19 protein-coding genes and 1 pseudogene are annotated in these 22,401 nt (G+C 43.8%); 8 read left to right on the forward strand and 12 right to left on the reverse strand.

Annotated features, from left to right (window positions below; translation table 11 throughout):
• Nucleotides 1-67 precede the first annotated feature (67 nt).
• The gene (gene trmD / locus AC57BQ_RS23695; protein WP_496408608.1) at nucleotides 68-742 is read left to right on the forward strand and encodes a tRNA (guanosine(37)-N1)-methyltransferase TrmD; all 675 of its coding nucleotides are present in this window, start codon (nucleotides 68-70) and stop codon (nucleotides 740-742) included.
• Between the two features lie 137 nt (nucleotides 743-879).
• Here trmD and AC57BQ_RS23700 read toward each other — a convergent pair whose 3' ends face one another.
• Nucleotides 880-1,653, reverse strand: coding sequence for a MerR family transcriptional regulator (locus AC57BQ_RS23700; RefSeq protein WP_496408609.1), 774 nt, complete (start codon nucleotides 1,651-1,653; stop codon nucleotides 880-882).
• A gap of 289 nt (nucleotides 1,654-1,942) precedes the next feature.
• On the opposite strand from AC57BQ_RS23700, the gene rplS reads away from it, so the two are divergent.
• Entirely contained in the window at nucleotides 1,943-2,290 is a 348-nt protein-coding gene (gene rplS, locus AC57BQ_RS23705) for a 50S ribosomal protein L19 (protein ID WP_076376620.1), read from the forward strand.
• 604 nt (nucleotides 2,291-2,894) lie between these two features.
• Here the strand turns inward: rplS and AC57BQ_RS23710 are convergent.
• The 4 genes and pseudogenes from AC57BQ_RS23710 to AC57BQ_RS23725 form a co-directional block, all read right to left on the reverse strand.
• Nucleotides 2,895-3,548, reverse strand: a pseudogene (locus AC57BQ_RS23710) (phosphatidylserine decarboxylase family protein); the annotation flags it as partial.
• A 27-nt stretch (nucleotides 3,549-3,575) separates the two neighbouring features.
• Nucleotides 3,576-4,376 carry a phosphatidate cytidylyltransferase gene (locus AC57BQ_RS23715; RefSeq protein WP_496408610.1) on the reverse strand — a complete coding sequence of 267 codons (801 nt, stop codon included), beginning with the start codon at nucleotides 4,374-4,376 and terminating at the stop codon, nucleotides 3,576-3,578.
• Nucleotides 4,373-4,585 (reverse strand): putative signal transducing protein, encoded by a 213-nt coding sequence (locus AC57BQ_RS23720; RefSeq protein ID WP_166095338.1) that lies wholly within the window; start codon nucleotides 4,583-4,585, stop codon nucleotides 4,373-4,375. Before AC57BQ_RS23720 ends, AC57BQ_RS23715 begins: the two co-directional genes overlap by 4 nt.
• Nucleotides 4,585-5,529, reverse strand: coding sequence for a CPBP family intramembrane glutamic endopeptidase (locus tag AC57BQ_RS23725; protein ID WP_496408611.1), 945 nt, complete (start codon nucleotides 5,527-5,529; stop codon nucleotides 4,585-4,587). The genes AC57BQ_RS23720 and AC57BQ_RS23725 overlap by 1 nt, the downstream gene beginning before the upstream one ends.
• 40 nt (nucleotides 5,530-5,569) lie before the next feature.
• Here AC57BQ_RS23725 and dusB point away from each other — a divergent pair, with 40 nt between their 5' ends.
• Nucleotides 5,570-6,562 carry a tRNA dihydrouridine synthase DusB gene (gene dusB, locus AC57BQ_RS23730; RefSeq protein ID WP_496408612.1) on the forward strand — a complete coding sequence of 331 codons (993 nt, stop codon included), beginning with the start codon at nucleotides 5,570-5,572 and terminating at the stop codon, nucleotides 6,560-6,562.
• Between the two features lie 46 nt (nucleotides 6,563-6,608).
• A complete protein-coding gene (gene apaG / locus AC57BQ_RS23735; protein ID WP_496408613.1) occupies nucleotides 6,609-6,995 on the forward strand; it encodes a Co2+/Mg2+ efflux facilitator ApaG/CorD in 387 nt (128 codons plus the stop codon).
• An 8-nt stretch (nucleotides 6,996-7,003) separates the two neighbouring features.
• Here apaG and AC57BQ_RS23740 read toward each other — a convergent pair whose 3' ends face one another.
• The 3 genes from AC57BQ_RS23740 to AC57BQ_RS23750 form a co-directional block, all read right to left on the reverse strand.
• The gene (locus AC57BQ_RS23740; protein ID WP_496408614.1) at nucleotides 7,004-7,768 is read right to left on the reverse strand and encodes a DUF5131 family protein; all 765 of its coding nucleotides are present in this window, start codon (nucleotides 7,766-7,768) and stop codon (nucleotides 7,004-7,006) included.
• 2 nt (nucleotides 7,769-7,770) lie between these two features.
• Nucleotides 7,771-8,889, reverse strand: coding sequence for a three-Cys-motif partner protein TcmP (tcmP, locus tag AC57BQ_RS23745; protein ID WP_496408615.1), 1,119 nt, complete (start codon nucleotides 8,887-8,889; stop codon nucleotides 7,771-7,773).
• A 145-nt stretch (nucleotides 8,890-9,034) separates the two neighbouring features.
• Nucleotides 9,035-10,066 (reverse strand): YXWGXW repeat-containing protein, encoded by a 1,032-nt coding sequence (locus AC57BQ_RS23750; RefSeq protein WP_496408616.1) that lies wholly within the window; start codon nucleotides 10,064-10,066, stop codon nucleotides 9,035-9,037.
• 276 nt (nucleotides 10,067-10,342) lie between these two features.
• On the opposite strand from AC57BQ_RS23750, the gene AC57BQ_RS23755 reads away from it, so the two are divergent.
• Nucleotides 10,343-12,019, forward strand: coding sequence for a GMC oxidoreductase (locus AC57BQ_RS23755; RefSeq protein ID WP_496408617.1), 1,677 nt, complete (start codon nucleotides 10,343-10,345; stop codon nucleotides 12,017-12,019).
• Between the two features lie 246 nt (nucleotides 12,020-12,265).
• Here the strand turns inward: AC57BQ_RS23755 and AC57BQ_RS23760 are convergent, their stop codons facing one another.
• Nucleotides 12,266-12,994 carry a zinc metallopeptidase gene (locus tag AC57BQ_RS23760; protein ID WP_496408618.1) on the reverse strand — a complete coding sequence of 243 codons (729 nt, stop codon included), beginning with the start codon at nucleotides 12,992-12,994 and terminating at the stop codon, nucleotides 12,266-12,268.
• A gap of 196 nt (nucleotides 12,995-13,190) precedes the next feature.
• Between AC57BQ_RS23760 and AC57BQ_RS23765 the strand changes: the two genes are divergently transcribed.
• Nucleotides 13,191-14,330, forward strand: a complete 1,140-nt coding sequence (locus tag AC57BQ_RS23765) for an NAD(P)/FAD-dependent oxidoreductase (protein WP_496408619.1) — start codon at nucleotides 13,191-13,193, stop codon at nucleotides 14,328-14,330.
• 438 nt (nucleotides 14,331-14,768) lie between these two features.
• On the opposite strand, the gene AC57BQ_RS23770 is transcribed toward AC57BQ_RS23765, so the two are convergent.
• On the reverse strand, nucleotides 14,769-15,161 hold the full coding sequence (locus AC57BQ_RS23770; RefSeq protein ID WP_496408620.1) for a winged helix-turn-helix transcriptional regulator: 393 nt from the start codon (nucleotides 15,159-15,161) through the stop codon (nucleotides 14,769-14,771).
• A 90-nt stretch (nucleotides 15,162-15,251) separates the two neighbouring features.
• Between AC57BQ_RS23770 and AC57BQ_RS23775 the strand changes: the two genes are divergently transcribed.
• Complete coding sequence (locus AC57BQ_RS23775) at nucleotides 15,252-15,992, forward strand: SDR family NAD(P)-dependent oxidoreductase (RefSeq protein WP_496408621.1); 741 nt, start codon at nucleotides 15,252-15,254, stop codon at nucleotides 15,990-15,992.
• A gap of 72 nt (nucleotides 15,993-16,064) precedes the next feature.
• Here the strand turns inward: AC57BQ_RS23775 and AC57BQ_RS23780 are convergent, their stop codons facing one another.
• Both AC57BQ_RS23780 and recQ read right to left on the reverse strand, forming a co-directional pair.
• Entirely contained in the window at nucleotides 16,065-17,408 is a 1,344-nt protein-coding gene (locus AC57BQ_RS23780) for a UDP-N-acetylmuramoyl-tripeptide--D-alanyl-D-alanine ligase (RefSeq protein ID WP_496408622.1), read from the reverse strand.
• 129 nt (nucleotides 17,409-17,537) lie between these two features.
• Nucleotides 17,538-19,694 (reverse strand): DNA helicase RecQ, encoded by a 2,157-nt coding sequence (gene recQ / locus AC57BQ_RS23785; RefSeq protein ID WP_496408623.1) that lies wholly within the window; start codon nucleotides 19,692-19,694, stop codon nucleotides 17,538-17,540.
• A gap of 201 nt (nucleotides 19,695-19,895) precedes the next feature.
• Here recQ and AC57BQ_RS23790 point away from each other — a divergent pair, with 201 nt between their 5' ends.
• Nucleotides 19,896-22,397, forward strand: coding sequence for a M14 metallopeptidase family protein (locus AC57BQ_RS23790; protein ID WP_496408624.1), 2,502 nt, complete (start codon nucleotides 19,896-19,898; stop codon nucleotides 22,395-22,397).
• Nucleotides 22,398-22,401 lie beyond the last annotated feature (4 nt).

The raw sequence follows: 22,401 nt of genomic DNA on the forward strand, positions 1-22,401 counted from the left end.
TGTTTCTATCCTCTCATCTGCACATCTGAAATCCGCACATCTGCATATTGATTTACTATCTTTGCACATGCGTTTTGATATCATATCTGTTTTGCCCGATCTGTTGGTAAGTCCGTTTGCACACTCCATTTTACAGCGTGCCCAAAAAAAAGGCATTGCCGAAATTCATGTGCATAACCTGCGGGAATATGCCACTAACAAACAAAAAAGCGTTGACGATTACCCATATGGCGGTGGTAGCGGTATGGTAATGACCATCCCTCCATTTGCTGCCTGTATCGAAAAACTCAAAAGTGAGCGGGAGTATGATGAGATCATCTTCATGTCGCCAGATGGCGAGCGCCTGAACCAGGCCATCGCCAACCAGCTTTCCATAAAAGGCAACATCATTATTTTATGCGGACACTATAAAGGTATTGATCAACGCATCCGCGATATTTACGTAACCCGCGAAATTTCCATTGGCGATTATGTATTATCGGGCGGCGAGTTGCCTGCTGCTGTTTTAGTAGATGCCGTAGTGCGCCTGATACCCGGTGTACTGAGCGATGAAACATCGGCCCTAAGCGACTCCTTCCAGGACGATATGCTCGATGCCCCGGTATATACCCGTCCCGCCGACTGGAATGGCTACAAGGTGCCTGATATCCTGCTGAGCGGCAACACACCCGAAATTGAAAAATGGCGTTTTGAGCAAGCCCTCGAACGCACCAAAACCCGCCGGCCCGATCTGCTGGAATAAGAATATTATAACTTTAACGTCATTGCGAGCGATAGCGTGGCAATCCCTAACTATACAGAGCGGATTTGCATGTTTACTTGCCTATGTAGAGATTGCTTCGTACCTCGCAATGACGCATTTCTTAATTGGAAAGTTAATTATTTCAATTTATGTTCAGCAAAGTAAAGCATACCATTGCGCATAAATGCAGCAAATTCAGGGTCGGTTTGACCATTGGTTGCTGTATATCTTTCATCGGCAACATATAGTTCAGCCAGGCCTTTATAGGTTTCGGCCCTAAGGTCTGTTGGATCGCTTACGCCCCAAAAGCTTCGGATATTGGCATAATGACGGGCTATTTGTTCCTGTACCGCGTCACTTTCAGGCCTATGATCACGTAGTAGCTGAAGCTGATGGGCGATATCCTTTTGGTCGGCCTTTAATCGGTCGAGGTCGAGCTTGTCCATTTCTCGCAGTGCATTTTCTGATCGCAGCACGGTATCTTCACCCCATTTATCCATAGCCTCTTTGTGCCATGCGGCGGCTTGTTCTTTGGGCATGCCTTCATATAATTCTTCCAGGTTGTTCATGGTTTTGTTTTTTAAGTTAATGATGGTTTTGTCAATGGTTTTCAGCAGTGTGTTTAAACGGTTACGCCTGGCTAACAGGGCGGTCTTGTGGCCTGCCAGGGCCCGCACCAGGTCAAAGTCCGGATCGTTTAAAATTTTGGCTATCTCTTTCAATGGAAGATCGAGCTCCCGGTAAAAAAGTATCTGCTGTAGCCTCAGCAACTCATCCTGGCCATACTGCCGGTAACCCGCACGCGTACGTATGGCGGGTTTTAATAAACCCATTTGGTCATAAAGATGCAGGGTGCGCACACTTACCCCGGCCAGCCTGGCAATTTGTTTAACTGAATAATTTAATTTCATATGCCTGAACCATTTGTTTGATCACAAAGCTATGGTATCACGTAGGGTAAGAGTCAAGAACTTTTTTCAAAAAGTTTTTACTCCGATGGCTTTACCGCTATATTTGTTAACTTTTGCGTGCTCAAAAAGTCCCTTGCGGCTTATAAAAACAGGCCCTGTCTTGTTTGCATTTTGTTAGTAAAATACAAAATGTGGAAATTTTTAAAATACACTTTTATATATTAAAAAAAATCCCTATAATTGCAATCCGATTTTTACGGGCTAAAAATCGCTTTAAGAGCTAAAAATCATGGATTTAGTAAAATTTGTTGAAGAGCAATCAGTAGAAAAAAAGCAGTTTCCTTCCTTTAAGGCTGGTGATACTGTAAGTGTACATTATAAAATCAGAGAAGGAAATAAAGAACGTGTTCAGCTTTATCAAGGTGTTGTTATTCAACGTAACAGTACCGGAAATAATGAAACATTTACCGTTCGTAAAGTTTCAAACGGCATAGGTGTAGAGCGTATCTTCCCTATCAACTCTCCAAACATTGATAAAATTGAAGTGAACAGCGTAGGTAAAGTACGTCGTTCTAAACTTTACTACCTGCGTGCCCTTACTGGTAAAGCAGCTCGTATCAAATCAAAAAGAGTTTAATTCCCCTTCTCCGTTTATAGCGGAAAAGTATTTGATATTGCAAAAGGCCTTTCTGGATTTTTATTCGGGAAGGCCTTTTTTATGGGAAAAATTTGGGCTTGTTGCTTATCAACAATTTGCATGTCTCCGCGCACGTCATTGCGAGGTACGAAGCAATCTCTATGCTACACAGAGCGTAATGACAAGTTTAAATTTAAGCTAAGCAAATGAATCTGCTTTCGTAGAGATTGCTTCGTACCTCGCAATGACGTGGAGGGTTGAAGCTATGCAAGGTTTATCATACAGGGAGCCAAACACAAAAAAGCCGGTCATTGACCGGCTTTTACTATATCGCAATAAATGATTACTCTTTTTTGCCTTTGGGAGCCTTAGCGGCAGCCGGTTTTTTGGGCGCTGCTTTCTTTACAGGCTTTTTAGGTTCTTCGGCTTTAGGATGATCGATCACCAGTGGTAATTCGCCCTGGTGTGCTTCATTTTCAATTACGGTTGGTTCTTCTTTGGCTATCTGTTCTGCAACTGGTGCAGAAGCAGTCAATGATTCCATAGATACCGGTTTGATAGCGGCGGTTTCTTCCGTAGCGGTAACGGCGGTTAACGCGCTTGGTAGCTCGGCCAATACGGTACGACCACCTTTAACCACATCGCCAATGTTTACCAGTATTTTGGAGCCAAGGGGTAAAAATACATCCACCCTTGAACCAAACTTAATAAAGCCAAATTGCTGACCTTGTTCAACAATATCTCCCTCTTTCACATACCACACAATACGGCGGGCCAGCGCGCCGGCTATTTGCCTGAACAATACTGATACACCTTCGCTGTTCTGTACAACAACGGTAGTCCGCTCGTTTTCGGTTGATGATTTAGGGTGCCAGGCTACCAGGTATTTGCCCTTGTGGTATTTAAAATAACTTACCACACCTGCTATAGGGTTGCGGTTTACGTGCACATTTACCGGCGACATAAAAACCGACAGTTGGATACGCTTGTCTTTCAGGTATTCGGTTTCATCAGCTTCCTCAATCACCACCACCTTGCCATCGGCAGGGCAAAGCACCGTAGTTTCGTCTGTGCTGATATCAAAAAACGGACTGCGGAAAAACTGCACGATCACGGCCAGAAACAGGAACGAGAAAATATAGATTATCCATTTTAAGGTATGCGCCTGCGGCATATAAAATTGGATAACAGCGTTTAAAACCAGCAAAAATAATATGGTTAGCGCCAGTGAGGTATATCCTTCTTTATGAAAAGTCATAGTATGGGGTTATTTATTACAAAACTACTAATTTGAAATGAAGTACAGGTACGCGTAAACAATTGGGGCGGCTAATAAGAGCCCATCGAACCTGTCGAGCAAGCCACCGTGCCCCGGTAATATCCCGCCGCTGTCCTTCACGTTGATGCTCCGTTTAAACATGGATTCCACCAGGTCGCCCATGGTGCCGAAGCATGATATTAAAACGGCTATGCTCACCCATTGTTTCCAGGAAAGCTCCACATAAAAATGGCTCATGATCAAAGCCGCTACGGCGCTGATCAGTACGCCGCCAAAAAATCCCTCCCAGGTTTTCTTGGGCGAATGGCGCTCAAACAGTTTGGTACGTCCAAACGCACGACCAGCCAGATAAGCCCCGGTATCGTTGCTCCACAACATGATCAAAAAGCCCATAGGGATATGAAAGTTGAAACTTCCACTTATAAAGGCCATAGCATGGAAAAACAAAAACGGTACAACCGCCAAAAGGATCCCCAAAAAGGTAAAGCCCAAATTGCTGAATGGCGCCGGCGATTTTTTATACAATTCCTGTATATAAACCGCGCTTAAAGTTACCGGCAAAAAAAAGATGAACTTCCAGGCCGGCAAATAACATTGGGCCGCGAAAAAAAGAAATACCAGGAAGCCACTGATCAGTCCGCTTTCGCGACTGGGCTTAAAACCACCTTCGCGCACCAGTTTGTAAAATTCAAACAGGCAAAACGAAGTAAGGATCAAATAAAATGCACTGAATACATAGGAGCCCAACAAAACTGAGCCCAGCATCACTATAACAAAAAAGAAGCCGGTAATGGCGCGTACTTTCATAAACTAATTTGGTTGAGGATCATGATCTCGATGGCTTTGCTAAAATCCTCCTGGTGAATGTATACTTCGATATTGCCAAAGGCCTTGTGTGATGAATCTTGCTTGTTGATCAAAACGGTGTCAATATGGTGCCCCGTAAGCACTTGCTTAACAATTTCTGATTGATAAAAATTGGATGAAGTAAAAATTTTGATCCAGCCTTTTTCCATTAAAAATCAAACATGGGCTTTTTGAGAGCTATATTCCTGTATATGTAAAGCAAAATTAAAATAAATATTAAGCTAAAAGCATAGCTGCCATAATTAAATACATGCTGATCGTCGGGATTAAGGCTGATTGCTTTATGTTGGTACAAGTAAGTAATAACTACTGCCGAGCCATTGTTTAAAAAATGCGCCCAAACGCCAGTCCATACACTGCCGCTCCAGGCTACAAAATAACCAAAGAAAACGCCAAGTGCCACCCGCGGTAAAAACGAAAAGAACTCCATATGAAAGGCGCTGAACGCAATGGCGGTGATCCAGATAGCCGCATGGGTATTGCCGGTCCATTTGATAAATATGGTTTGGATGCATCCCCTGAATAAAAATTCTTCGGCAATGGCGGTTAATAAGCCAACTACCAATACGGCAAAAAGCATATCACCAATGTTTTTCATGTTCAGCATAGCATCGGTAGCTTTTTGAGCCTGCTGCTCCAGGGTACGCATCAGGTCCTCAATGGCTTTAAGCGGGGCGGGTAAGGTTAGTTTTTGATTGATATTCACCAATACTTCCATCACCGGGGATGAAAACAGCATGATGGAGAATACCAATACAAATAAAACCGGCGGGAAATTAAAGGTAGGCTTTAAATAAGTTGATGTATTACGCACAATGAAACGCGCAAAAAGTACAGGAATGGCAAATAGCGGAATAGTGGTGCTTACGATCTGCAGGATCCATAAACCGTTTTTTACCTGCGGATTTGCGATATTAAAGGTGCCTACGTCGGTCCAGGTTTGTGCCCCATAAAGTAGGGTGATGATGCCCTTGGCTACAAAAAAACCGATCCCGGGGACAAAGATCAGGAAGAAGAAAAGGATCAGTAATTGTAATAGCGGATGTATATCAGTTTGATAAGGTTTTATATCCTTAATGGGGTCTTTTATCATTTGGTGTAAAATTCGTATTTTTGCAACGCTAAAGATAAGCATGTCTGTACAAATAGGAAATATTGATTTAGGAGAGTTCCCGCTGTTGCTGGCACCGATGGAAGATGTGAGCGATCCTCCCTTCCGTTACGTGTGCAAACAAAACGGCGCGGATATGATGTACACCGAGTTTATCTCGTCTGAAGGACTGATCCGTGATGCAGCCAAGAGTCGCCAAAAACTGGATATATTTGAGTATGAACGCCCTATAGGTATCCAGATATTTGGCAGCGATATTGACCACATGCGCGAGGCTACCGAAATAGCATCGCTTGCCGGGCCCGATCTGATGGATATCAATTATGGCTGTCCGGTAAAACAGGTAGCCTGCCGTGGTGCCGGTGCCAGTTTATTACAGGATATTGACAAAATGGTAGCCATGACCAAGGCCGTGGTTGAAGCCACACATTTGCCGGTAACCGTAAAAACGCGCCTGGGCTGGGATGATAATACCAAAAATGTGTATGAAGTTGCCGAACGCCTGCAGGATGTGGGGATAAAAGCCCTCACCATTCATGGCCGTACCCGGTCGCAGATGTATAAAGGCGTAGCCGATTGGGCGCTGATACGTGATATCAAGAAAAACCCACGCATCAAGATCCCTATTTTTGGTAATGGCGATATTGATTCGCCGGAGAAAGCCGCTAACTGGCGCATGGAGTTTGGTGTTGACGGTATGATGATAGGCCGGGCCGCTATTGGATATCCCTGGATTTTCCGCGAGATCAAGCATTTTTTTGCAACCGGAGAGCACCTGGATAAGCCAACCATTACCGAGCGTATAGCTGCCTGTACCACGCATTTGCAAAAATCAATTGAATGGAAAGGTCCTAAAACAGGCGTTTTTGAGATGCGCAGGCACTATTCCAACTATTTTAAAGGCATCGAAAACTTTAAAGAATATCGTATGAAACTGGTAACCGCCGGTACTTTAGAGGAGCTCTACGAAATTTTAGCAGAAATTGAAGAAAAATATGCTGTTGAGATGGCGTAATATTTGTTTAGATGTTTATATTTGAAACTAAACAGAATTAATTCACATGGTTACCACTATTACTGAGGGTGTTAAGGTTTCCATCGAGACCATATATCAGCCCGAATATTCGAATCCGGCTAATGACCACTTTATGTTTGCCTACAAGGTGAATATCGAAAATATGAGTAACTATGCCATACAGCTCATCAGCAGGCATTGGTATATTTTTGATTCAAATGGCGCAAAACGCGAAGTGGAAGGCGAAGGCGTAGTGGGCCAACAGCCCGTTATTGAACCCGGGCATGCGCATGAGTATGTATCGGGCTGTAACCTGAAAACTGATATGGGCAGCATGAAAGGCGAATACCAGATGAACCGTTTGCTGGATAATGCGTCCTTTAATGTACAAATACCAGAATTTTACCTGATCGCGCCCTACAGGATGAATTAAGCCCGCAATTATGCTGCAGCTTTAGACGGCATTTGTCTGTAAATCTTTCCATCCAATTCGCATCCTCCCTTTGCATGCTTGGGATGATCTGAATCTATGGTTGGATCATCTTGGTTTATATTGAACTTTGCTTTTCCCCATTGTTTAAAAAAGAATGCCACATCCTTTTCTTCACATTTGCTTCTAATAAAATCAACCCATTCCTTTTTAAGTGGCCTTGCTTTATGACCGGATTCCCCCCCTACAATAACCCAGTCTATTTTATCCAATACTAATGTTTTAAGTGGGGCAATCAAAGGTTCAATAGATAAGAATTTTGTTTGAGCATCTGTTTGTGCAAGTTCATTTATGCGGTAGGTATATTCCTCATTTTCGACAGATACTCCCATCCATATGTTGTTTGTCCAAGTTAATTGACCTGATAATTCCAAAACTCTTTCCGAACGTTTAGTTAGCACTTGATATGTGTGATGAGGGGTGTTATTCATAACTGAAAATACAGCCTTAATAAAATCAAGTGGAACATCCTCGTGAAATAAATCACTCATTGAATTGACAAAAACCACCTTTGGCTTTTTCCAAGTAAAGGGGGTATTTAATACTTCTGGATGGGTTCTAAGTTTAAATCCATCTTTATATTTTTCAACGCCCATTGCTTTTAACCGTTTAGACATTGCTTCTGCATAACAAAATTTGCAGCCCGGGCTAATTTTGGTACAACCTGTAACTGGGTTCCAGGTTACCTCTGTCCATTCAATATCAGATTGTGCCATTTTTAACTAAGTTTAATTAAGACTTTAAGTTCATTTTGTTTATAATGCTCGTAGCTTATATAAAATGAATTTTTTCGTGCCTTTTCACCATTTTTTAACGTCACAACAATTTTATTATCATTTTGTAAGCTACTTAAAATTTCATTAATATGCTTTGGTAAGAAGCCGGAATGCAAAGTAAAGTTATACATTTCTTTATTATTAATGGAATTTATTGCTAATTTTTTTAGTAATAAATTCTCAAGAGGATTAGTTTTGAATGATTCAAATAAATTACCTGATCTTTCATATTTCCAGCCTTTTCCCGCATCTGTGTCAATTTCCCATTTTGCTTCCAGCATTTTCTCAAAACCCCGAATGTGGCTTGAAAAGAAAAATAAGCAGAAAACCGTATTTTGATCTTTCTGTATCGTAAATGTATCGACAAAGAACTCATTTCCTAAGTTTTGCTTGAACGCCTCTTTGAACTGATCTATAAAATGAAAAACAGACTGATTCGGTTTCCAATTATCATAATTTACAAGGTCATCTAATAATTCAATAAGAGATTCAGGAGTACCCTTTTCATCAAAACGATACATGAATTGTGTAGGCAAAAATAATAAGACTTCGGATTTTTTAGACTTTAACAGATTTTTTATTTCAGTTGCTCTAATTTCTTTATATCCATATGGGTCTATGAAAATAAAAGCTTTTTCGTTTTTTAATTTATCTGTAAATACAGCCAGTTTGGGTACAATATCTTTATAGTTTTTATTACTATACTTTAACTTTCCAAAACTTTCGGAGTGTAAGTTTTTTTGTTTAACGATTCCTTCTACCTTGTCTGTTTTTTCTTTTTTAATATCATTGAAGAATATATCAATAAAAGGGATTTTATCAATTTTACCAGAATTAATCGAATGAAGTTTTTTGACGTTTTCTAAAATAATGATTGGACTTCCTTTTCCGCCATTTTCGTATAATCCCTCTCCACAAAATAAATCGAATATGTTTATTTTCTCAGTATAACCATCATTTGCGATGATGTTTAAATATCTATCCAAATATTTTCCTAGTAATTTAACTTTTGCTTCTGAGTGATCTAACATCACTTTTTGTGAATCAATCTTTTTAGCCATGAATTGTGAAAGGTTTGTGTGGTTAAATTAAATATCATCATTAAATATTAATTAATCAAATGTTTACAATTTAAGCATAAAAAAGCCCGGTTGATTTATCAACCGGGCTTTTGCGTATATATGATATTGAATTTGGGGAAAGCGATTATCTGTGTTTTTCGTGTTCCTGTGGTCTTGGATTTGCATGTGGTCTTCCCGGAGCAGGATGCCTCACCAGTTGTCTTGGTGCACGGGCCATAGCCGACTGCTGGTTTTGAGCTGGTTGCCGCGTATTACCCGCGTTGGGATTACCTGTCTGCCATTGGTGTGGCGGCCTTGCAGCTTGGCCGGTTGGTGAAGCGTTTTTATTCGCGTTATCCTGATTGGCTGCGGTATGGTTATCGGCATTGTTGTTGGCTTGCGCACGATTACTTCTGTCGGCATTGTTATTTGTTCCATCCGGTGTTGAAACCCTGGCCCTGCGGCCTTCGGTATTAAAACGGTTTCCATCCACCTTATTCATCGCTGCTGTAGCCGGGCGACCGTTATTGGCCGATGCAAACTGGCTGCGATCTTTACCAGCTATCTGCTGATGATTGATTTGGTCATTGGTTGGTTGTACATGTTGCTCGCGAGCCGCAGCCTGTTCTTCTGGCCGGGCCTGTGCAGTGACCCCACCCGGACCGTTAAAACTGGTATGGTTATTATTTACTGTTACGTTGTTATTGATAACCGTTTTGTTGATATAAGTATTGTGTACCACGGTATTATTTACGTTAACCACAGCGGTATTGTACTGAAAGGAGTTGCCTGCCCATCTGCCGCCAACATAACCTGCACCGCCATAACCATAACCATAGTTTACCCCGCCGTAAAAGCCAATATGTCTGCCCCAGTAGCCCTGGTGAAAAACATAAATGGCGCCGTCATAACCCCAATAGCCGGGTGTCCATAAAAAACCAACGCGGGGAGGGGCTACCCAAACGCCGGGCACCCAGTAATATCCGCCATCGTCGGCATAGGCCCAGTAACCCGGGGTCCATAAATAGCCGTCAACAGGGCATGGAGGTTGTGTGTAAACCGGCAGGGCAGGCGGAGCTATCCGTACGGATAATCCTATACTTACCTGCGCATAGGTTTTAACTGCTGCTAATGAGGTAACCAAAAGCACCACTAATATTTTCACTGTTTTTTTCATGTCGATAAATTTTAACCAAACCTATCGGGGTAACATGAATATTACATTAAGATTTGCCAGAGGGTCAGTGGCTCTTCATAAAAGCTTCATGAAAGGTAAGTTGTTGATAGATAGTTATGTGAGGTTGGTCTGTTTGGTTAAGCAGGTTGTAAAACTTACGAAGTTTTAAACCTCGTAAGTTTTTAAATATATGTCTTAAATACATGTATCATACAAAAGATACAAACCGTATTTTTATTTTAGCAAAAAGACCAGTTAAAACGATCATCACTGCTTATGGACAATTACCATTATGATGCCATTGTTGTAGGTTCCGGAATTTCTGGGGGATGGGCGGCAAAAGAGCTTACCGAACAGGGTTTAAAAGTACTGATGCTGGAGCGTGGACAAAACATTGAACACATAAAAGATTATACCAACGCTACCAAAGCACCATGGGAGTTGCCGCACCGCGATGTTCCACCGCAATCAAAAGTAAAGGATTATCCTGTTCAGGATAAAGCGCATGGACTTATTGAAGCCAATATGGATTATTGGGTGAACGAACGGGAAAATCCTTATACGCAGGTTAAGCCCTATAATTGGAGGAGAGGGTACCATGTAGGCGGCCGTTCATTGATGTGGGGCAGACAAAGTTACCGCTGGAGCGATTTTGATTTTGAAGCCAATGCTAAAGAAGGTATAGCTATCGATTGGCCGGTGCGCTACAAAGATATAGCGCCCTGGTATGATCATGTAGAGCGTTTTGCCGGTATCAGCGGCTCTATAGAAAACCTGCCGCACTTGCCCGACGGGCAGTTTCAGCCGGCTATGGAGCTGAATTGTGTAGAAAAAGAAGTATCGGCGCGTATAAAAAAACAATATAATGGGCAGCGTCACATGATCATTGGTCGCACGGCCAATATTACCCAGCCATTACCCGGGCGTACCAATTGCCAGTACCGCAATAAATGCGCGCTGGGTTGTCCTTTCGGAGGATATTTTAGTACACAATCATCCACACTGCCGGCGGCAATGGCCACCAAAAATCTTACGGTTCGCCCATGGTCGATAGTTACCCGGGTATTATATAACAAGGATACCCAAAAGGCAACAGGTGTAGAAGTGCTTGATGCTGAAAACAATAAAACGTATACCTATACCGCGAAGATCATTTTTTTAAACGCTTCTACTTTTAACAGCGCCTGGATCCTGATGAACTCAGCTACGGATGTATGGCCTGATGGATTGGGCAGTAGTAGCGGTGAGCTTGGCCATAACGTGATGGATCACCATGTGGGCGGCGCGGCCAGCGGTATTATGGAAGGCTATGAGGATAAATACTATTTTGGTCGCAGGGCCAATGGCATATACATACCACGCTATCGCAACCTGTTTGGAGATAAGCGCGATTACCTGCGGGGGTTTGGTTACCAGGGTTCGGCTGGTCGTGAAGGGTGGAGCAGGGAAATTGCCGAACTGAGTATTGGAGCCGATTTTAAGGATGCGCTAACGGAGCCGGGAAGCTGGGCAATGTCTATGGCGAGTTTTGGCGAAGTATTGCCCTATCATGAAAACAAACTGAGCCTTAACAAGCAGGTTAAAGACAAATGGGGGCTCAACACTTTATCTGTCGACATAGAACTCAAAGAAAATGAGCGTAAGATGGAGATCGATTCGTTAAATGATGCGGTCGAGATGTTTGAAAAAGCCGGGCTGAAAAATGTGAAGGGTTTTGTAGCCCGAAAAAACATAGGTGCTATTCATGAAATGGGTGCAGCGCGCATGGGGAATGACCCAAAAACATCGGTACTTAATAAATGGAACCAGGTTTGGGACGCCAAAAACGTGTTTGTTACCGATGGATCGTTTATGGTGTCGTCGTCGTGTGTAAATCCATCATTGTCCTATATGGCTTTTACCGCCCGGGCGGCGCATTTCGCGGTAAATGAGTTAAAACTGGGGAATTTGTAAATCGGCAGGGAATTCCTCAATAAACCATGTCATTGCGAGCGATAGCGTGTCGATCTCCTCGTGTTCTCTTCGATGGAATAGCTACGAGATTATTAATGTTGTGTTTGTTTTTTTTTAGGTATTAATGAGCTCCTTCTGGTCGGTTGTCTTCGTCGTTCCTCCTCGCAATGACATAAAATTAAGATCTACAAGCAAAATTACATCAGAGATCTTATTTCTTGATTCTTATCTCTTGCTTCTCTTCCCTTAGTTTCTCCTGTTAAACAAAAACGAGGCATAGTAAACCAGCGTAGCTAGCGCGCTCAGAGCGGCAACCACATAGGTCATGGCAGCCCACCAAAGGGCATCTTTTGCCTGCTCATGTTCCTGCGCGGTTTGCATGATGCTGTAATTATTATCGAGCCAGGCCAATGCCCGCCTGCTGGCATCAAATTCAACCGGGAGTGTTATAAAGCTGAAAAAGGTAACCAATGCCAACGCAGCAACACCCACCGCCAATACATAGGGGCTATGGGCGAAAAATAACAGCATGATGCCGATAAACAAAGTCCACTGGGTTAGGGTTGATGCAACATTAATAATAGGCACCATAGCCGAGCGGAAACTTAACCATCCATAAGCCTGCGCATGCTGAACGGCATGTCCGCACTCATGTGCCGCAACAGCCGCCGCGGCTATACTGCGACTGTAAAAAACATCCTGGCTTAAATTCACCGTTTTTGTTTCGGGATTATAATGATCGGTCAATTGTCCTTCAACAGAAATTACCTGTACGTCAAATATGCCATGGGCGCGCAGCATTTTTACGGCTACTTCCTGGCCGGACAGACCCGAGAGTAATGCCACCTCCGAGTATTGTTTAAACTTGCTTCTGAACCGCCACTGTACTATAAAGCTTATCAGGGCGATCGCGATCATCAGGAACCAGGCCGAATTGTAGCCGATATATCCAATTATTATTGATAAGTGATTCATTTTTAATTCAAAAGTTAAAAGTCAAAATTCAAAAATGCCTTTCAATTTTATTATTCAAAAACTATTCCGATTCATTTACTAAGCCAAACTAAAAGACCTTATTCTGTGTAATGTTCTATTTTGAATTTTGAATTTTTCACGTTTTATTGTTTTATGGTGTTCAAGAGTGCTTCGCAATTTTTACTTTTGACTTAAATTGGAACCTTCATTTTCATATTGGGAACGCACCGCGTTCATTGATCAGGCCGATGTGATCATCATAGGCAGTGGCTTGGTTGGCGTAAGCGCCGCGCTGCATTTAAAAAAACAGCAGCCTCATTTAAAAGTGCTGGTTTTGGAGCGGGGCTTTTTACCATCAGGAGCCAGTACTAAAAACGCTGGTTTTGCCTGTTTTGGTACAGTTTCCGAACAAATTTCTGTCATTAATCAATCGTCCGAAGAAGAAGCCATGCGTTTGGTGGCCTATAAATGGCGGGGTCTGCAACGTTTACGGGAAAACCTGGGCGATGCCAATATGGATTATTATCAGCATGGCGGTCATGAACTTTTTATGAGCCATGAAAAGGATACCGCCCAAAACTGTATAGAACAGATCGGCCATCTCAATAAATTATTGCAACAGGCCATTAGCCAACCTGACATTTATGCAGTGGCGGATGCTAAAATTGCAGATTTTGGTTTCGGCAATGTTAGTCATATCATATACAATCCTTTTGAAGGGCAACTACATACCGGTAAAATGATGCGTACCTTATTATATAAGGTATACAGCTTAGGTGTGCTGGTGTTAAACAATTGCGAAATAACAGCTATCAACCATGAAGACAAGCATATCAGTCTCGCTACTTCACAGGGCAATTTTAAGGCTGGTAAAGTGATACTGGCTACCAATGCTTTTGCCAGTCAGCTTTATCCGGAACTCAACGTGATTCCCGGGAGGGGGCAGGTGTTGGTTACCAAACCGGTACCTGGTTTAAAGCTCAAAGGCACCTATCACTTTAACGAAGGTTATTACTACTTCCGTAATATTGATAACCGCGTACTGTTTGGTGGTGGTCGCAACCTGGACTATAAAGCCGAAGAGACCTGGGCTTTTGGACATACCGATACCGTAAAGGAAAAACTGATCAGCTATCTACATGAGGTAATATTGCCCAATCAGGATGTTGAAATTGATTACTGGTGGAGCGGGATTATGGGTTTTGGCGAAGAAATTACCCCGATAGTAAAGCAAATACAACCCAATATATTTTGTGCCGTACGCTGCAATGGTATGGGGGTGGCTATGGGTAGTTTGGTTGGTGAAGAAGTTGCAGAGTTACTGCTGAGGAGTTGAGTTAAGTCATTTCAGAACGTGCGTCATTGCGAGGAACGAAGCAATCTCTATGCTATACAGAGCGAATAAGTATGTCGTAGAACGCTCAATTGCCGCTGAGGCTGTTACTTTGTCTTGATACAAAGTAACCAAAAATCAAGTCAGCAGAAATGCTTCTTTGCCGCACAAGGCCTTTGCCCTGCAAATCAGACAGAACCACGGCTGCTAAACCTTACCTCCACTTCGTTCGCTCAATCCTTGGCTTCGGCAAGGTTTGCTAATGCCCTTACAGCCGCACATGCCAGCATTGTTCTGCCCGCTTTTGCCCGAAGCTTATCTGCTGACGGAGGAAAAGAATGATTGAGTTTAATCAGTAATTCAATAATTGAAAGTCGCCCGAAGCTTATCTGCTGACCGGAAAAACCTATGACTTTTGGCTGAAGACTCAATACTTAGAACTTACACCTCCTCACTCAAAACCACCGATTCCGGACTTACTACTCTATTTGGCCGGTTGGCATCGCCCCATTCAGACAGGCAGCAAAGCACGGGTTTTAGGCTCAAGCCCAAATCGGTTAAGCGGTATTCAACTTTTGGTGGGACTTCGGGATAAACCTGTCTGCTGATGAGTTTGTCCTGCTCCAGTTCGCGCAGTTGCAATATCAATATCCGTTCAGAAACATTGGGCATGGAATTTTTGAGCTGACTATAACGCATACAGCCCTGCAATAACAATCGCCATAGAATTTGAGGTTTCCAACGACCGCCTATCAGGTCGAGTGTATAGGAGGTTCCGCAACCGGCAAGGATCAGCTTTTCATTTTCCAGGTTGGTGGAGGTTTCTTTTCTCATACTTACATTTATGTTAGTACTATACAAATTTATCAGTATATGCAAATGTAGATGTTTGGGCATAGCTTTGCAACCAAATAAAATATAGCAATGCAAAAATTAAAAGATAAAATAGCCCTGGTAACCGGCGGTAGCCGGGGTATGGGCGCAGCGATAGTAAAACAACTGGCACAGGAAGGCGCTACCGTGGTTTTTACTTATGTAAACGGAAAAGAAAAAGCACAAGCATTGGTAGACGAATTAACCGGCGAGGGGTTAAATGTATCAGCTGTTAAGGCAGATAATGCGGTAGAGGGCGGAATAACCTTGGCTTTAGCTCAAACAGTCGAAAAATTCGGAAAACTGGATATCCTGGTTAACAACGCCGGAGTTTATGCCGGTAAACCGATGGAAGAACATACGCTGCAGGATTACCACTTAACCATGAATGTGAATGTAAAAGCGGTTTTTGAGGCGGCAATTTTCGCGGCACAAAAACTGGAAAAGGGGGGAAGATTTATTACCATCGGCAGTAATATGGCCGATAGGGTTGTTGCTGCTCAGGGTACACTGTATTCGATGAGTAAATCGGCATTGAGCGGCCTTACCCGTGGCCTGGCCCGTGACTTGGGTCCGAAAGGTATTACCGTGAACCTGGTGCAGCCCGGCCCTGTGAATACCGACATGAATCCGGCTGAGGGTAGTCATGCAGACAATGCCCGCAGCTTAATGGCCATCCCCAAATACGGCGATCCACAGCAGATTGCCGAGGTAGTAGCTTATCTGGCTAGTCCCTCTGCGAGTTTCACCACCGGGTCCATCATGACCATTGATGGCGGGTTTAATTGCTAAGCTCTAAGTCTGAAGTTCTGAGTCTTGAGTCGACAGTCTGGTATTCTGCCGTAGGACTTGGAGCCTCAAACTTCAAAACAACTCCACTAATCTTTCCAAAGCCATTCCCCGTGAACCTTTGATCAGGATGGTGGAGTTTTTTATAGGGTGAGCTTTCAGTCCGGCAATGGCATCCTCGGCTGTAAGGTAGAAGGTAGCTGCCTGATTTTGATTTTTGACTTTTGATTTTTGACTTTCAAAATCCTTGCCGATAAATATCCTTTCATCAACTGGTGTGTCTAACGCTTTTTGGAGAACGGTAAGGTGTTCTGCAGGCGATTCATCACCAAGTTCAAACATATCACCCAGGATCAATACCTTGCGTTTCGCGCTGATCTTATCCATATTTTCAATAGCTACGGTCATGCTGCTTGGGTTGGCATTATAGTAATCGCAAATGAGGGTATTGGTAGCCGTTTGCACAATTTGCGAGCGGTTGTTTTTGGGTTGATAACCTTCAATACCTGCGTTTATTTCTTGAGCCGAAAGCTTAAAATAAGTACCGATGCTAATGGCCGCCAAAATATTATTCAGGTTATAAGCCCCGGTGAGCTGTGTTTTAACCGTATAAGTTTGGCCGGTTGTATTATTGGTCCACTGAATAGTAAGCAAAGGCGCGTTCTCGATGATTTCACCACTAATCAGGTTGTCAATATCTTGTATACCATAATAAACCACATGGTGCAAATGTCGGGCACTGGCCATTTCCATTAACACCGCGTCATCACTGTTGATAAAAGCAATGCGGCTTGCTCCCCCTTTAGGGGGCTGGGGGGCTAAATAATCATACAATTCCCCTTTACCCTTTTTAACACCTTCAACACCGCCAAAGCCTTCCAGGTGTGCCTTACCCACATTGGTGATCATCCCGTGCGATGGCTGCGCGATGCTGCAAAGCAATTCGATCTCTTTCTGGTGATTGGCGCCCATTTCAATTACGGCAGCCTCATGTGTGGCATCAATAGTTAATATAGTAAGTGGCACGCCAATATGGTTGTTGAGATTTCCTTGCGTGGCCTGCGTTTTAAAATGCTGAGACAGTACCGCGTTGATCAATTCCTTGGTAGTGGTTTTACCATTGGTCCCTGTCAATCCAACAACAGGTATTTGTAAAGCCCGGCGATGGTGACGGGCTAGGTCTTGTAAAGCGGTTAACACATCCTCAACCAGCAAATACCGTTCATCCAATTGATATTCCGGGTTATCTATAATAGCATAGGCTGCCCCTGCTTCTATAGCTTGCTGAGCAAAGGTGTTGGCGTCAAATTTATCTCCTTTGAGAGCAAAGAATAAACTGCCGCTGCCAATTTTCCGGGTATCGGTGCTGATTACATGGTGTTGCAGGTATATCTGATATAGTTGTTCTGTAGTGGTCATATTTTAGTATCAAGTCGTTAGTATCAAGTATCAAGACTTTTTCTTGCACATTGAAACTTTTGCTGGTGTATTAAAACGCCTTAAAATTATACATTTTTTGTCTTGATACCTGATACTCGGTATTTGATACTAACTTTTGTTCATCCAGCTTATTACGGCTTTAATTTCGCCATAGGTGTAGGCATCGCCTAAAATTTCTTTGAGAGGGGCCAGGCGCTCGGCGCCGTAGTTTTCTACAGCTTCTATAATCACAGGCAATTTGGTTGCGGCAACCAGTTCTTTAACATCCAGATCGCCGGTTTGTACAAAATGGCTCAAATGGCTTTCGATAGTTACCTGCGAAAGCCCTCTTGCCGCGGCTATTTCCGTAGCGTTTTTACCCTGGCGATATAAGTTAAATGTTTCGGTACGGGTGTCTGTTCCGCTGCGTGGGGCACGGGCTGGGCGTTCTGTTTTGGTTTTACGCTCCCGCTTGGGCGATTTGTACGCTATTTTTGATTCCAGGCCTTTGGTTTTGCAATAATCCTTAACCGGTTGTAAAAGTTCCCGGCCATAACGGGCCAGCTTAACATCGCCAAAGCCGGATATCAGCCGCAGTTCATCCAAACTTTGTGGCAGATAGGTGGCCATTTCCAGCAAGGTAGCATCCGACACAATAATATATGAAGGCACGTTTTCCAATTCAGCAATATCGCGGCGGGTGTTTTTTAGCCTGCTCAGCAATTCTGCCTCATGTGGTGGCGCGGCTTCGGTATGGTGCTCTTCGGTGGTTTGTGTTTCAATAAATTCAACCTTTTGTATGCCTTTGAGCACCAGCGAACTTTGGTTGGTTAATTTCAGTACCGGGTAGCCATCGTCGGTTACCAGTAAATATTCCAGGGTGATGAGCTCCCGGATATAACGTTGCCAATCCACCTTGCTGATATCGGCACCTATGCCATAGGTTTTAAGCTGCTTATGTTCCTCGCGGATCTTCTCGTTCTTTGATCCGCGTAAAAAGTCAATCACATAATTAACCCCAAAGCGTTCATTAAGCCGGGATACTGCCGACAATGCTTTTTGGGCGATCAATGTGCCATCAAAACGCTTAAACTCAGTCAGGCATACGTCGCAGGAACCGCAGTTTGGCGGGAAAGCTTCATCGAAATAATTCATGAGGTATTGCCTGCGGCATGATTGCAATTGGCAGTACTTCACCATATCATTCAGCTTGTTAAGCATAATGCGGCTTTGCTCTTCGTTGCCTTCAATACGGGCAAAGTGCTGCAATTTGCCTGCATCCCCCGGCGAATAAAGCAATAACGCCTCCGAGGCTAAACCATCACGCCCGGCGCGACCGGTTTCCTGGTAATAGCCCTCGATATTCTTAGGCAGATCCACATGTACCACATAGCGTACGTTTGATTTATTGATGCCCATACCAAAAGCGATGGTAGCTACAATGATCTTGACATCATCGCGCAAAAAAGCTTCCTGATTTTTGGCTTTAACCCCGTTGTTCAATCCAGCGTGGTAGGCTTCGGCGGCGAAGCCTTCGTCTTTCAGATCGGCCGCGAGGTCTTCTGTTGATTTGCGCGAAAGACAATAGATAATACCCGACTCATCCGGGCGCTCCTTTAAAAAACTGATGAGTTGTTTAAAGCTGCTCTTTTTCGGGATAACGCGGTAGGTGATATTAGCCCGGTTAAATGACGATACAAACACAGCCGGCCGGTGCAGGTTCAGCTTTTCGAGGATATCTTTTTGTGTAAGCTTATCGGCGGTGGCTGTTAAGGCAATGACCGGGACATTCGGGAACTCGTTTTTCAACTGCGCCAGCATCAGGTATTCCGGCCTGAAATCGTGCCCCCATTGAGATATGCAATGCGCCTCGTCAATGGCTATTTGTACTACGTTCAGCGTTTTTAAAAAAGGTACCAGTTTGTTTTCCTGACCAAACAAGCGTTCTGGTGCCAGGTATAACAGTTTGATCTGGTTGTGTTTTAGTTTTTCGACCAGTTGGCGCTGCTCTTCGGGTGTTTGGGCCGAATTAAGGAAAGCCGCCGGGATACCGCTCACATTCAGACTATCGACCTGGTCTTTCATTAAAGCTATCAGGGGCGATATTACAATGGTAAGTCCCTTAAGCAATACCGCGGGCAGTTGATAGCATAAGGACTTGCCGCCGCCGGTTGGCATCAGTGCCATCACATCCTGCCCACTTAAAACATGCTCAATAATAGCCTCCTGATGATGCCTGAAATTGCTGTAACCGAAATATTTTTGAAGGGCTTCCTGAGGGGTCATAGTTTGATGATAAGCAGATATCGTTTAGATGTGCAGATATGCAAATGTGCAAATTTCAGATGATGTCTGAACCAGAATTTACTGAATTTTAGAATTTACAGAATATGCTTTATTGGGTTTTCATCTGCACATCTGAAATTTGCACATCTGCATATCGGGTTTTATCTGCATATTAGCGTATCTCTTAACCGTTTCTTTACTATGATAAAAAAGCTACTCCTTATTTTAATAGCTGTTGTTTCCGCATCGGCTGCTTTTGCACAAAAAATACAATCACCCGATGAGTTCCTGGGGTATAAACTGGGCGATCAGTTTACACCGCATTATCGCATTGTTGATTACTTTAAATACATTGCCCAGGTATCAAAAAATGTAAAGCTGCAACAGTTTGGCAGCACCAATGAGGGGCGACCACTGTTAGCTATGTTCATCGCATCCGACGAGAACATTGGCCGCCTGGAAGAGATCCGTCATAACAACCTGCGCCTAGCCGGTATGGAGAGTGGTAGCGCTATGGCTAACGCCCCTGTAATTACCTGGCTGAGCTATAATGTACATGGTAACGAACCGGCATCAAGCGAAGCCGCTATGTGGACCTTGTTTGACATGGTAGACCCAGCCAATACCGCGACTAAAGCCTGGCTCAAAAACTCGCTGGTGATTATCGACCCATGTCTGAATCCAGATGGGCGCGACCGTTATGTACATTTCTATAACTCGGTGCGTGGTGGCGTACCCGATGCCAGTCCGACAGCACGCGAACACGTAGAGCCATGGCCCGGCGGACGTATCAACCATTACTATTTCGACCTGAACCGCGACTGGGCCTGGCAGGCACAAAAGGAAACCCAGGCGCGTGTGGGCTTGTTTAACCAATGGCTGCCCGAGGTTCATGTAGATTATCATGAGCAAGGATATAACGCCCCTTATTATTTTGCACCCGCGGCCGAGCCATATCATAAGGATATCACCAAATGGCAGCGCGATTTCCAGGTGACCATTGGTAAAAACAATGCCAAGTATTTTGACCAGAATGGCTGGATGTATTTTACCAAACAGGAGTTCGATCTGCTTTATCCATCGTATGGCGATACTTATCCTTTATATAACGGCTCTATCGGCATGACCTATGAGCAGGGGGGTATCAGCGGTGGCCTGGCGGTACTTACCCGTAGCGGCGATACGCTTACTTTTGCGCAACGCATAGCGCATCACCATGCCACAGGCTTGAGCACAGTTGAAATAGCATCGGCCAATGCCCAAAAGCTGCTGGATGAGTTTAAAAAATTCTATGATAATAACCGCGCCAACCCTCCGGGTGAGTATAAAACCTATGTTATTAAAAATGATAATAACAATAACATCAATACCCTGGCCAAAATGCTGGGGCGTAATGGGATCCAGTATGGCTTTGGCTTAGGTAATAAAACCGTTATCGGGTATGATTATTTTACCGGTAAAACCGAGCAATATAAAGTAGGACCAAATGATATGGTGATCAACGCGCATCAACCTAAGGCTATATTGCTGCATGTATTGCTGGAACCCAAAACCTTTATTGCCGACTCCAACACTTACGATATTACCGCTTGGGCGCTTCCGTATGCTTATGGCCTAAAAACCTATGGCGTAAAAGAGTCGCTGAAACCGGCCAGTACAAGCTCGGGCATTGTTGAGCCGCAACCGCTGGCCAATACCCACGCCTATGCTTATGTGGCCAACTGGCAATCGGTTAATGATGTTCGGTTTTTAGCCGCATTGCTCAAAAAACATATCAAAGTACGCTACTCCGAAAAACCTTTTGAGGCGGCCGGTAAAAAATTCATGGCAGGCTCATTACTCATTACCCGGGCCAGTAACGACCGAGCCGATTTTGACCAGGTAGTTACCCAAACGGCTGCGGCACTAAATGAAGGCCTAACGCCTTTGGCTTCGGGATTTGTTGATAAGGGATCCGATCTGGGATCGGATGCCGTAAGATATATCCGCCAGCCACGGGTAATGCTGATATCGGGCGAAGGTGTTAATGCCGAAGCTATGGGCGAGGTTTGGCATCTGTTTGAGCAGCAATTAGGCTACCCTATTACTTTAATAAACTACCAGAGCCTTGGCCGTACCCGGCTTGCTGATTTTGATGTGGCTATTTTCCCGGATGGCAATTATGAGGATTTCCCTTTAGAAAAACTGCAAGGCTGGATCCGTGAAGGTGGTAAATTGATTGCTATTGATAATGCGGTAGCACAGCTGGCCGATAAAAAAGGTTTCACCCTGAAAAAGAAAGAAGAGAAGAAGGATGAAAAAGCAGAGGCCAAAGAAAAGGAAAACATTAAAATATATGGCGACCGCGACCGTGATGCCATTCGCTCGATGATCCCCGGCGCTATATTTAAACTAACACTGGATAATACGCATCCGCTTGGTTTTGGTTTGCCCAACTATTATTACTCGCTAAAACTGAATGATGATATCTACGATTTTTTAGGCGAGGATAGCTGGAATGTAGGTACAGTGAAAAAGAATAGCTATGTATCGGGTTTTGTGGGCGTACAATCAAAACAAAAGATCGTTAATGGTATGCTGCTGGGTGTACAATCGCTGGGTCGTGGCTCGGTGATCTATATGGTTGATGATCCTTTATTCCGCAGCTTCTGGGAAAACGGCAAGCTACTATTCAGCAATGCGGTATTTATGGTGGGACAGTAGTTTA

The organism is Mucilaginibacter sp. BGA-UO-ETr-C110 (assembly GCF_059567985.1).